The organism is Pseudomonas sp. S3_G06, assembly GCF_054667565.1.
Genome location: NZ_CP162738.1, coordinates 2690461 through 2702971 on the forward strand (window position 1 = coordinate 2690461; position 12511 = coordinate 2702971).

The window sequence follows — 12511 nt, forward strand, 5'->3', positions numbered from 1 at the left end:
GTTGGTCTCTCAACAGTAAGGGAAGTCTGTGGAGTCAGTTTTTCGCCAGAAATGGCCGGTGGTCCTGTTGACCATCGGCCTCTACCCCGCTTTCACCGTCGGCGTTCGCGCCGACGACAACCTCGACAGCAGCTTGCGCAGCATCAGCCCGTCGCAACTGCAACAACCGGCAGGCAATGAAAGCCGTCAGCGCCCTGCCCCTGCTCTGAAAGCGTCCGCCGATGCGGACGCGTTGGGGCTGGAACAAGCGGTCAGGCTCGCCGTGGACTGGCACCCACGCATCGGCGAGGCCATCGGCACCCTGTTCCAGCAAGGCGAAGGGGTCAACGTCGCCGAATCCGGCTATTACCCGCAGGTCACCGGCGGCATCAAGGGTGGTTACACCAGCGGTTACGGCAGCGATGCCGGCAGCCAGTCGGTGAACATTTCCCTGAAACAGATGCTGTATGACTTCGGCAAGGTTTCCAGTTCGGTCGACGCCGCCCGCGCCCGGGTGGCGCGCAGTCAGGCCGGGATTCTGCTGGCGATCGACGACATCGCCCGCGACACCGCCAGGGCCTACATCGAGGTGCAGCGTTATCAGCGTCTGCTCGAGGTTGCCCGCGAGCAGATTCAGGGCATCGGCGGCATCGTCGACCTGGCCAAGCAACGCAGCGACATGGGCGCCAGCACCCGCTCCGATATGGTCCAGGCGCAGTCCCGCGCAGAAGGCGCGACGGCGACGTTGCAGGAATTCAAGGCGCAATACGCACGCTGGCAAGCGACGCTGACCAGCTTGCTTGGACGGCGCACGCCGCCGGCGGTCAGCGACGCCGCCGCGCCTACGCTAACCCAGGCCTGCGACGCCTCGCAGATCTCCGACACCCTGCCCGCCGTTCTCCAAGCCGCCGCGCAACGCACCCAGGCACAGGCCGAGCTGGCCCAGGCCAAAGCCGAGGCCTACCCGACCCTGTCGCTGCAACCGTCGGTCAACCAATACCTGGACGACCACTACGACGATCAGAACTCGCGCGCTGATCGCACCCAGGCGGGGATCTTCCTCAACCTCGAAGTGCCGATCTATCAGGGCGGCGCGATCAGTGCGCGCAGCCGCGCCGCCGGGCATGCGCTGACCGCAGCGGATTCGGCCGAAGACTCCGCCCGTCTGCAAGCGCGCCAGGGTCTGGCCGAAGCCCAGGCGCAAACCTCGGGTCTGAACCGGCGGCTGCGCTCGCTGGAATTTCGCCAGACCAGCATCACCGAGGCGCGCATGTTGTATGGCCGCCAGTACCTGGAACTGGGCACGCGACCGCTGCTCGACCTGCTTAACGCCGAGCAGGAAATCCATCAGTCGCGCTTCGATCTGGTCAACACCCAGGCTGATCTGCAACGCCTGCAGATCGACTGCTTCTACAACAGCGGTGCGATTCGCCGGGTCTTCGGCATCGACCACAGCGCCATCCAGAATGTCGAGATCCTGCCATGACCGATGCCAGCATCACTGTTCCCGAACCCGCTGCTGCCGAAGCTCGCGAAGATTATTCACCGTGGCTGGAAGCGGTGCTCAAGGTCGCCCGCCACTATCGCCTCGACGTCTCGCCGGAAAGCGTGCGCCTGGCCTCGGTGCACAGCGAAGGCCGCGTCGAAGAAGTGGTTCGGCACATGGCGCGTCAGGCCGGTTTGAGCGTGAAATTCGCGGTATTCGACAACAAGAGCCTGAGCCGCCGGCGTACGCCGCTGGTGGTGCAACTGCGCGACGGTCAGGTCGGCGTGCTTGAAAGCATCGGCGAAACCGGCGAGCTGGGCATCTGCTTCAGTGGCGATCAAGGTTTGCAGAGTCGCATGGAGGCTGGCGGGCTCACCGAGCAGGCGCTGCGCACGGTGATTCTGCGTCCGACGCAACCAGTGGCGGACGTGCGCACCAACGATTACATCAAGCCCTACGACGAGCACTGGTTCCGCCGCATCGTCCTCACCGATCTGCGGCCTTACAGCCAAGTGATGATCGCCTCGCTGGTGGCCAACCTGCTGGGCATGGCCGGGGTACTGTTTTCCATGCAAGTGTACGACCGGGTGATTCCGGCCGAGTCGCTGCCGACCCTGTACGTGTTGTTCGGCGGGGTGATGCTGGCGCTGCTGTTCGATTTCGTCATGCGCATTCTGCGTCTGCGCATCACCGATGTACTGGGCAAGCGCGCCGACTTGCGCGTCTCCGATCTGGTCTTTGGCCACGCCTTGCGTCTGCGCAATTCCGCGCGGCCGAAATCCACCGGTTCATTCATTTCGCAATTGCGCGAGCTGGAGCAGATCCGCGACCTGATCACCTCCAGCACTGCCACGGCACTGGCGGACATGCCGTTTTTCCTGCTGTTCCTGCTGGTGTTCTATTTGATCGGCGGGCCACTGGTGCTGATCCCGCTGGTGGCGCTGGTGTTCATGTTGCTGCCCGGGATCATTGCGCAACCGCGTCTGGCCCGACTCGCCAATGCCTCGATGCGTGAAGCGGCGCTGCGCAACGCCATGCTGGTAGAAAGTATTCAGGGCCTCGACGACATCAAGGCATTGCAGGCCGAGCAGCGTTTCCAGCAACAGTGGAACCAGTACAACGCCGCCTCCGCAGACAGCAGCCTGCGCCTGCGCACCTTGACCAACAGCCTGGTGGCGTGGACGCAGAACGTGCAGGGCGGAGTGTTCGCAGTGGTCATCGTGTTCGGCGCGCCGATGGTGATTGCCGGCGACCTGACCACCGGCAGTCTGGTCGCGGCGTCGATTCTGTCGTCGCGGATGATGGGGCCGATGGCGCAACTGACCCACGTGCTCACCCGATGGCAGCAGGCCAAGGTCGCGCTCGAAGGTTTGAACCGGATCATGCAGATGCCGGTGGATCATCCCGAAGGCAGTCAGCGCGTGCACCTGCCGGCAATTCGCGGCGACTACCGCCTGCGTCAGGCCAGTTTTCGCTACAGCGAGGAATCGACCCCGGCGCTCAACAACATCGATTTAAGCATCCGCCCCGGCGAACGCATCGCCCTGCTCGGCCGCAACGGCGCTGGCAAGTCGACGTTGCTGCAAGCACTGGGCGGCGCGATGGATCTGAGCAGCGGTGAAACCACTCTGGACGGCATCGCCCTGGCGCATCTGGATCCGGCCGACCTGCGCCGCGATGTCGGCCTGCTGTCGCAACAGGCGCGACTGTTTCATGGCACCTTGCGCGACAACATCACCCTCGGCGCCGGTCAGGCCAGCGATCAGGAAATCATCGCCGCGCTGACTGTCACTGGCGCGCTGGATTTCGTTCGGCAGCTGCCCAAAGGCATGGATCATCTGGTACTTGAGGGCGGCCTGGGTTTGTCCGGCGGTCAGCGTCAGAGCCTGTTGCTGTCGCGCTTGTTGATCCGTCAGCCACAAGTGCTGTTGCTCGACGAACCGACGGCCGCGCTCGATGACGTCACCGAGCGTTTGTTGCTGGAAAAACTCGCGACCTGGACCCAGGGCCGAACGCTGGTGGTCGCCACGCACCGGGTCAGTGTGTTGCAACTGGTCGAGCGGATCATCGTGCTCGACAACGGACGGATCGTCATCGATGACCATCGCGACGCGGCATTGGCGCGGCTGCGCGCACCGGGCAAAGGAGTGGCGGTATGAAGCCGATGATGACCGACGTGCCGGACCCGATGTCCTACCTCGATGGCCGCGATGAGCGCGCACTTGCCGGTGGCGCAAAGGTGATCTGGGGTTGCGCGCTGATGCTCGCCTGCTTCATTGCCTGGGCCGCGTGGTTCGAGATCGTCGAAGTCTCGACCGGCACCGGCAAAGTGGTGCCCAGCTCGCGCGAGCAGGTGATTCAGTCGATGGAGGGCGGCATTCTCGAGCAGCTCAATGTCAGCGAAGGTGCTTTGGTCGAGCGCGGGCAGATCCTCGCGCAATTGGACCCGGTGAAGAACCAGTCCAACGTCGGCGAAAGCGCGGCCAAGTACCGCGCGGCGCTGGCCAGCGTCAACCGCTTGCAGGCCGAAGTCAGCGAAAAGCCCCTGACGTTCGAAGCATCGCTGCAGGAGTTTCCCGATCTGATCCGCGCCGAAACCGAGCTCTACCAGACCCGGCGCAAAGGTCTGGCGGAAACCCTCGACGGTATTCAGAGCTCGCTGAAACTGGTGCGCAGCGAACTCGCGATCACTGAAAATCTGGCGAAGATCGGCGCCTCGAGCCGGGTCGAAGTGCTGCGCCTGACCCGTCAGCGTTCGGAGCTGGAATTGAAAGCCACCGAAGCCCGCTCCGATTACATGGTCCGCGCCCGCGAAGACCTGGCCAAGGCCAACGCCGAAGCGCAGATGCTCGAAGCGGTGATCCGTGGTCGCACCGATTCACTGTCGCGCCTGACCCTGCGCTCGCCGGTGCGCGGCATCGTCAAGGATATCGAGGTCAGCACGATTGGCGGCGTCATTGCGCCTAACGGCCAGGTCATGCAGATCGTGCCGCTCGATGAACAACTGCTGATCGAGACGCGCATCTCGCCGCGCGACATCGCCTTCATTCACCCGGGCCAGGCGGCGAAAGTGAAAATCACCGCCTATGACTATTCGATCTACGGCAGCCTCGACGGCGAAGTGGTGACGATCTCGCCGGACACGATTCAGGACGAAGCCAAGCCGGAGATCTTCTACTACCGCGTGTTCATCCGTACCGCTTCGGATGAACTGCGCAACAAGGCCGGCAAACGCTTCGCCATCGTGCCCGGGATGATCGCCACGGTGGACATCCGTACCGGCGAAAAAACCGTGCTCGACTACCTGATCAAACCGCTCAACCGCGCCCGCGAAGCGATGCGCGAACGCTGATCAGCGGCTGGCCAGTTTGGTCGCCGGTGGCGCTGTCGGGGTGATGCTGGCCTGATAGCGCGACCACTCGCGATTGATCTCCGCGTACGGCAAAAAAATGCTTACGCGCGGTTGATCGAGCAAGTCTTTACGTTTGAGGCGGCTGACATCGTCACGGGTGAGAAACGCCACGTTGATGCCAACCACTTTGCCATCGGCGGAAAACACCGGCCCGCCGGACATGCCTTTGGCCAGCGCGCCATTATGGGTGCCGTAGAGCACGTTGCCCTCTTTGACGTCGAGGCGAACCATCGCCGGCAGCGCCTGGCCGGTGCCCTTGACCGACATGTACAGCGAATTGAAGCCCACCGAAGTCAGCTCCTCGCCCGGCTTGTAGCCGCGCCACGCCGGCACGCTATTGGCCTTGTGACGGAAGAACTGCACATCTGCCTGCCCCTGGAAAACCGTGCCCGACAAGTAAGGAATGTGCTTCACCGTCACGGCGAAGTCTTCATTCCATTGCACAGCCGAACCCATCAGCACGTAAGGCAAAGGCGCGCCGGAGTGAACGACAAAGGCTTGGTCTAAAACAGGATCCTGAACAAAAGCGACTGGCATTCCATTGCACCCGCTGAGCAGCAACGACGCTGCGACAAGTGACTTGAGGGGGCGCATTTTCGGTACATCTTGAAGTGAGGAAAGGTGCTGCAATATGTCATTGCGCCATCACCTTAAGCAATAGGCTCAGCCTACCGCTTGTCGGCGTGCGATATAGTGAGTTAATGATTGGATCCAAGCAATATCCAGGCAATGCACGCAATCTACAGCGAATGAACGCAAATGATCGCGATTGTCTTCAACCAGGCCGGGTGATCCCATGCTGACGAAGCTTGCGGTACAGCGTATTGCGGCTGATCCCCAGACGACGGGCAACTCGCGCGACATGCCAGTGTTCAGCTTCGATCATGCTGAGCAGAGTTTGCCGTTCGGATACGCCCAGTGGATCGTCAACAGGTTGGTCGTCACTTGCGGGCAGTAACTCGTGCACGTCCTCCAGCGTGACCCGGCCTTCCACTGCCAACGCCACTAACGTACGCAAACAGGTGCGCAGTTGCCGGACGTTGCCCGGCCAGGGCTGCGCCAGCAAGCGTTCTCGAACTCCCGCTTGCAGCCGCACAGTGGCGCCCGCCGCTTCTTCGCGCAGCAGCAGGTCAAGCAGACGGCCCTTGTCGGAACGCTCGCGCAGCGGCGGCAGTTCCACGGCGAAACCGCCAATGCGATAGAACAGGTCCTCGCGCAGGCGTCCGTCGGCCACGCAGGCTGGCAGATTCTGGTGACTGGCGCTGATCAGGCGTACATCAAGCGGTCGCGGCGTTGCGCTGCCCAGCGGCACAACCTGGCGCTCTTCGAGCACGCGCAGCAGACGGGTCTGTAGCGCGAGGGGCATGTCGCCGATTTCGTCGAGAAACAGAATGCCGCCATGGGCCTGCTCAAGCTTGCCGACCATGCCGTCCTTGCGCGCGCCGGTGAAGCTGCCGCCGCGATAGCCGAACAGCTCGCTTTCAATCAGCGTCTCTGGGATCGCCGCGCAGTTGATCGCGACAAACGGCTGGCCGGCGCGCGAGCTGGCGCGATGCAGCGCTGCCGCAAAGGCCTCCTTGCCGGTGCCGGTTTCACCCTGCAGAAACACCGGCACGTCACGCTCCAGTACACGCAACGCGCGAGCGAATCCGCGTTGCAGGCGCGGGTCTTCCAGGCACACGCGCTCATCCTTGATTGGCGGGACAGGCGCAAGGGTCAACGGCGCGGAGCGGATCGGTTCGCGCAACTGGCCGTAGAACAAGCGCCCGTCGGCCAAGCGCATCGGCCAGCAGACGTGCGCCTGAGCACTGGCCTGATCGAGCAACTGCTCCATCGGCGTTTCCAGCAACATGGTCAACGACTGCCCGACCATTTGCTCGCGGCTCAGGCCCAACAGATCCAGCGCCGCCGCATTCACCGAACAGATCCGCGCACTCTCGTCGAAGCTGAGCAGGCCTTCACCCAGCAGCCCGACAAACCCGGCGTCGGGATGAAACCGCAGCAAATAGCGTTGCGGATCGTGGCCGAGGAAAAAACAGCTCTCGATCAACCTGGCCGACAGATTGGTCAGGGCCATGGCCTTGAAGCGTTGCTCAAGGCTGCTTTCCTCGCGCACGGAGGAAAGGTTGAGCACCGCGAGCAACCCACCGCTGGCGTCGAATATCGGGCTGGCCGAACAGGTCAGGCCGACGTGCTGACCACGGAAATGCTCGTCGCGGCGAATGGTCACGTGCTGGCGCTCGACCAGGCAGGTGCCGACACCGTTGGTGCCCTCGTGCTCCTCGCTCCAGACCGAGCCGAGCCACAGCCCGGAGCGCTGGAACTCGCCGCGTTCGGCTTCGTTGAACACGCTGTCGATCGCCACGCCGCGCGCATCGGTGAGCAGCACGACATGGCCGTCACGTCCCAGTTGCTGGTGCAGGCTGTTCATCTGCCAGTGCGCCACGGAAATGATGTGTTCCAGCGGCGCACGGTGTTCGCGCAAACGCGCCTGTTCGAGCACGTCCGGCGCGCGGCGGCTGGCCGGATCAAGCTGGTATTGATCCAGGCAGCGCCGCCACGAACGGGTGATCGCCAGGTCTGCCGCCGCGCTGTGGCTGGCAACAGAGCCCTGCACGGCTTGCAGTACCTGGCGCGCGTGGGCGTTGATCGAGGCCGGTTTCATTGTTGTTGTTCTCCGCTTCGGTGAAGACACGGGTGTGTCCGCAGCTTAGATGAAAAGCTCGTTGCGGGGGAATTTCGCGCCGAGTGACACAGTGTCATCCGCGATTCTCGAATTTGTGACATGTCGCCTGCGCCAAGCCTTGTCGGCCTTTGCATCAAACGCTCTGGCCCGCGCCTTTCAATGAGATGGCCCAAGCCTTGCTCTGATGCCATGGCTTACCAAAACAACAAGATCGGGAGTGGCCCCATGAACATCGCTATTGAAACCCCTTTGCAAACGCCAACAGCGCAACTCGCCGCTTGGGTCGAACGCCTCGGCGAACGTCTGGCGCAACGAGATGTGGACGGCACGCTGGAGCTGTTTGCCGAAGAATGCCACTGGCGTGACCTGCTGCTGTTCAGCTGGAACCTCGTCACCCTGGAAGGCAAACCGGCGATTCGCGACATGCTCGAAACACGCCTTGAGCAGACCCGGCCCGAACGCTGGCAACTCGAAGGTGAAGCCACGCTCTGCGACGGCGTGCTCGAAGGCTGGATGAGCCTGGAAACCGACACGGCGCGCGGCAAAGGCTACGTGCGCCTGAAGGACGGTCTGTGCTGGACGCTGCTGACCACCATGCGCGAACTCAAAGGCTTCGAAGAACCCAGCGGCCGCCGCCGGCCGATGGGTGCGAGCCATGGCCACGCCCACGCTGACAAGCGCAACTGGCTGGAACGCCGCCGCGATGAAGAAGCGGCGCTGGGCATCACCACGCAACCGTACTGCCTGATCGTCGGCGGCGGTCAGGGCGGGCTCGGCCTCGGCGCAAGGCTCAAACGCATGGGCGTACCGACGCTGATCATCGACAAAGCCGAACGCCCCGGCGATCAATGGCGCGGCCGCTACAAGTCACTGTGCCTGCACGACCCGGTCTGGTACGACCACATGCCCTACCTGCCCTTCCCCGACCACTGGCCGGTGTTCACCCCGAAAGACCAGATCGGCGACTGGCTGGAGATGTACACCAAGGTCATGGAACTCAACTACTGGCCGCGCACTGAATGCCTCGGCGCTACGTTTGACGAAGAGACTGGCCGCTGGACCGTGGAGGTCCTGCGCAACGGCGAGCCCGTCACCCTGCAACCGACGCAACTGATCCTCGCCACCGGCATGTCTGGCGTACCGAATGTGCCGGTGTATCCCGGCGCCGAAAACTTCCAGGGCCAGCAACATCACTCCAGCCGTCACCCCGGCGGCGATGCGTGGAAAGGCAAGCGCGCAGTGGTCATCGGCGCGAACAATTCAGCCCACGACATCTGCGCCGATCTGGTGGAAAACGGCACCGAGGTGACCATGGTGCAACGTTCGAGCACGCACATCGTGCGTTCAGACAGCCTGATGGAACTGGTTTTCGGCGGGCTTTATTCCGAAGAGGCGCTCGAGTCGGGTCTGACCACGGACAAGGCCGACCTGCTGTTCGCCTCGATTCCGTACAAGGTCATGCCACAGTTTCATCGGCCGATCTTCGACGCGATCAAGGAGCGCGACGAGGACTTCTATGAACGCCTGAGCCGGGCGGGTTTCATGCTCGATTTCGGCGATGACGAATCGGGTTTGTTCATGAAATACGTACGCCGTGGCTCGGGTTACTACATCGACGTCGGCGCCTCGGAACTGATCGCCAACGGCACGATCAAGCTCAAGAGCGCGCCGGGCCTCGGTGTCGAACGCATCGAAGCGGATGCGGTGGTGCTCACCGATGGCAGCCGCTTGCCGGCCGATCTCATCGTTTATGCGACGGGTTATGGCTCGATGAACGGCTGGGCCGCGAAGCTGATTTCTCAGCAAGTCGCCGACAAGGTCGGGCGCTGCTGGGGCCTGGGTTCCGGTACCACCAACGACCCCGGCCCGTATGAAGGTGAACTGCGCAACATGTGGAAGCCGACCCAGCAGCAGAACCTCTGGTTCCACGGCGGCAACCTGCATCAGTCACGGCACTATTCGCTGTATCTGGCGTTGCAGTTGAAGGCCCGTTTCGAAGGCCTCGACACCGATGTCTATCGCCTTGCACAGCGGCATCATCTGGGCTGATTCCTCCAGTGGTCGTTCGTCGGTGCGCAGGCCAAGCGCACCGGCGAACTGGAAAGTGCGTGCTAGGGTGTCTAGCCCAAGCACGTTTCAATCCAGGAAAAATGAGGAGGATTCATGCCACTTCATCCCATTCTGTTCATGGGTGGCTCCGGCGCCATCGGCCACCAGACGGCCCGCGCATTGCGCGCGGCGCATCCCGACGTCCCCTTGCTGATCGGCGGACGCGACCTCGCCAAGGCTGAGCAAACCGCCGAGCAAATCGGCAATGCCCAGGGTGTGGTCATCGATGCTCGCGCAGAAGATCTGGGGCTGGGTGATCGCCCGATCAGCGCCATCGTCCTGTTCTACATGGACCACGCCCTCGCCGGGCTGCGCTTTGCGCAAAAGCGCAAGGTGCCGCACCTGAGCATCTCTTCCGGCGTGTTCGAAATCGCCCCGCAGATCGCCAGTTTCATCCACTCGCCCGACGCGTCGCCCATTGTCCTCGGCTATGAATGGATGGTCGGTGCCACGACCGTGGCAACGCTGCACCTCACCAAGGCGTTCGCCCGCGTAAATGACATCCGCATTCATGCACTGGTCGACGAACAGGACGGCGGCGGCCCGACCGTGGCCGTCGATTTCGAGCACCTGAACAAAATGCTGCCCGCCGCGCTGACCCGCCGCGACGGCAAATTCATCTGGCGCGAAGGCGACGACGCCAAGGTCAGCTTCCTCGCCGTCGACGGCACGACCCTGCAGGGCGCCGGCTTTTCCTCCATCGACGTCACCGGCCTGGCCGCCGCCACCGACGCCCCGAACGTCGAGTTCAACCTCGCCAGCGGCGTCAGCTCGACCCGGCGTCAGGGCCAGCCGATGTCGACGGAAATACTCATTGAACTTGAAGGCACGGATCACGAGGGCCAGCCATTGCGCACACGCCACGCCGTGGTTCACCGATCAGGCGCAGCGGCGTTGACCGGGCTCAGCGTGGCCATGCTGCTGGAGCGACTGGTTGGGCTGGATGGGCAAGCGCCGGTAAGGCCGGGGCTGTATTTTCCGTATCAATTGCTGGAGGCGCAGGTGTTTTTGCAGCGGTTGAAAGAGGACGGTGGGGAGTTGATCGAACTACTTGAGTGAGACCGCGCACAGGTCGCTCGACACTTGAACTGCTCGTTTGAGAGAGTACCGGTCCTGCCCGCCACTGCTCGCAAGGATTGATTGCCATGGATTGCATCCCCACGCTTTACACCCACCGCCTGATCCTCACCCCGCTGCAACTGAGTGATGCAGCGGCGGTGCAACGATTGTTTCCGCAATGGGAGGTCGTGCGCTATCTCGACAGCCGCGTTCCGTGGCCGTATCCGGACGACGGCGCGCTTGTTTACGTCCGCGATGTCGCGCTGCCCGCGATGGCTGCCGCAAAGGAATGGCACTGGATGATCCGCACCCGCGTTCAGCCCGAGAGCTGCATCGGCAGTATCAGCCTGTTTGATCAACCGGGTAACCATCGAGGCTTCTGGCTCGCCCCTCAGTTTCAGGGCAACGGCTACATGCGCGAGGCCTGCAAGGTGATCAATGCCTTCTGGTTCGACACCTTGATGCGCCCATTGATGCAGGTGCCCAAGGCCGCCGCCAACCAAGCCTCGCGCAAGATTTCCGAAGATGAAGGCATGCGGATGGTTGAAACACGGGACGGCCAGTTTGTGGCGGGGCCGATGCCTGTGGAGGTGTGGGAGATCACGCGCAGCGAATGGCTTGCCGAAGAAACAAACCGGTCAATTGATTGTTAGAGCCGATCAAGTGCTCAATCTTGCGTATATGCTGCTGTCTGCAAAATCAGGACAAGTACTCCCCAAACGTTCGAGACAGTAGAAATGATCTCCGATCCAGGAACACCAACGCTTGATCAACTGAAAGTATTTCTGACGGTTGTAGAAGTGGGCAGTTTTGCCGCTGCGGCCAGAAAACTGCATCGCGCGACATCGGTGGTGAGTTACTCCATTTCCAATCTGGAGATGCAGCTCGGGGTTTCACTGTTTGACCGCAAAACCACGCGCAAACCGCAACTGACGGAGGCAGGTCGAACGGTCCTGGCTGAAGCACGCACTATTACCAACGGCGTAAATGGGCTGCGCGCAAAAGTCTCCGGTTTGCTGCATGGGCTTGAAGCAGAAGTTCACCTCGCGCTCGATGTAATGCTCCCTGCCGAGCGAGTAGTCGATGCGTTAAGGACCTTCAGGGAAGAATTTCCTACCGTCACTCTGCACTTGCACATGGAAGCCTTGGGGGCAGTGACCCAACTGGTGATGGAGAAGAAAGCTGGAGTCGGCATCAGCGGTCCGCTGGACATTGGCCTGGACGGCATCGAGCGCATCGGCGTGGGCAGTGTTCAATTGATACCGGTCGCCGCGCCTGCACACCCGCTTGCAACCGAGTGTTCCAAATCCCCTGGCGCTGCCAGAGAGTTTGTTCAATTGGTGCTATCGGATCGTTCAACGCTTACGGGTGACAAGGACTTTGCCGTCGTGAGCACTCGCACTTGGCGACTGGCGGATCTGGGCGCCAAACACATGCTTCTCAAAGAGGGCATCGGATGGGGGAATATGCCGGTGCCCATGGTTCAGTCTGACCTGGACGAAGGACGCCTGGTCGAGCTTGATATGCCCGACTGTAAAGGCGGCACCTATGCCTTCGATGCGATTTATCGAACCGACTCGCCGCCCGGCCCGGCTGGGCAGTGGCTGATCAAGCGGTTCGGCGAACAGCTCTTGCCGACGTAAGCAATTCAGGGAAAAGAGCAAAAATCCGACAACCTGAGCAAGGCTGCCGGAGAGATGCATGTCAAAAAGCAGGAAAGTTGAATTGTCGAAAGCGACTGACAACAACTGTTTATCCTCTTTTGATCCCCGGAGGCGCC

The 12511-nt window shown here is 62.1% G+C and carries 9 protein-coding genes; 7 read left to right on the forward strand and 2 right to left on the reverse strand.

Annotation, left to right across the window (positions count from 1 at the left end):
- Positions 1-28: 28 nt before the first annotated feature.
- From AB4N47_RS11945 to AB4N47_RS11955, 3 genes are read left to right on the forward strand one after another with little or no spacing between them, the layout of a single operon-like run.
- Positions 29-1465, forward strand: coding sequence for a TolC family outer membrane protein (locus AB4N47_RS11945; protein ID WP_341637738.1), 1437 nt, complete (start codon positions 29-31; stop codon positions 1463-1465).
- Positions 1462-3624 (forward strand): type I secretion system permease/ATPase, encoded by a 2163-nt coding sequence (locus AB4N47_RS11950; RefSeq protein ID WP_460154549.1) that lies wholly within the window; start codon positions 1462-1464, stop codon positions 3622-3624. Before AB4N47_RS11945 ends, AB4N47_RS11950 begins: the two co-directional genes overlap by 4 nt.
- Positions 3625-3629: 5 nt before the next feature.
- Positions 3630-4817, forward strand: coding sequence for an HlyD family type I secretion periplasmic adaptor subunit (locus tag AB4N47_RS11955; RefSeq protein ID WP_445941205.1), 1188 nt, complete (start codon positions 3630-3632; stop codon positions 4815-4817).
- On the opposite strand, the gene AB4N47_RS11960 is transcribed toward AB4N47_RS11955, so the two are convergent.
- On the reverse strand, positions 4818-5414 hold the full coding sequence (locus AB4N47_RS11960) for a trypsin-like peptidase domain-containing protein (protein WP_122750270.1): 597 nt from the start codon (positions 5412-5414) through the stop codon (positions 4818-4820).
- A gap of 238 nt (positions 5415-5652) precedes the next feature.
- Entirely contained in the window at positions 5653-7542 is a 1890-nt protein-coding gene (locus tag AB4N47_RS11965) for a sigma-54-dependent Fis family transcriptional regulator (protein ID WP_186569025.1), read from the reverse strand.
- Between the two features lie 246 nt (positions 7543-7788).
- Between AB4N47_RS11965 and AB4N47_RS11970 the strand changes: the two genes are divergently transcribed.
- The 4 genes from AB4N47_RS11970 (at position 7789) to AB4N47_RS11985 (ending at position 12374) form a co-directional block, all read left to right on the forward strand.
- Positions 7789-9612 (forward strand): NAD(P)/FAD-dependent oxidoreductase, encoded by a 1824-nt coding sequence (locus AB4N47_RS11970; RefSeq protein WP_341637740.1) that lies wholly within the window; start codon positions 7789-7791, stop codon positions 9610-9612.
- A gap of 114 nt (positions 9613-9726) precedes the next feature.
- Positions 9727-10731, forward strand: coding sequence for a Rossmann-fold NAD(P)-binding domain-containing protein (locus tag AB4N47_RS11975; protein WP_341637741.1), 1005 nt, complete (start codon positions 9727-9729; stop codon positions 10729-10731).
- Between the two features lie 86 nt (positions 10732-10817).
- Positions 10818-11384 (forward strand): GNAT family N-acetyltransferase, encoded by a 567-nt coding sequence (locus AB4N47_RS11980; protein WP_341637742.1) that lies wholly within the window; start codon positions 10818-10820, stop codon positions 11382-11384.
- 84 nt (positions 11385-11468) lie between these two features.
- Positions 11469-12374, forward strand: a complete 906-nt coding sequence (locus AB4N47_RS11985; RefSeq protein WP_024012654.1) for a LysR family transcriptional regulator — start codon at positions 11469-11471, stop codon at positions 12372-12374.
- The last annotated feature ends 137 nt before the right edge of the window (positions 12375-12511 follow it).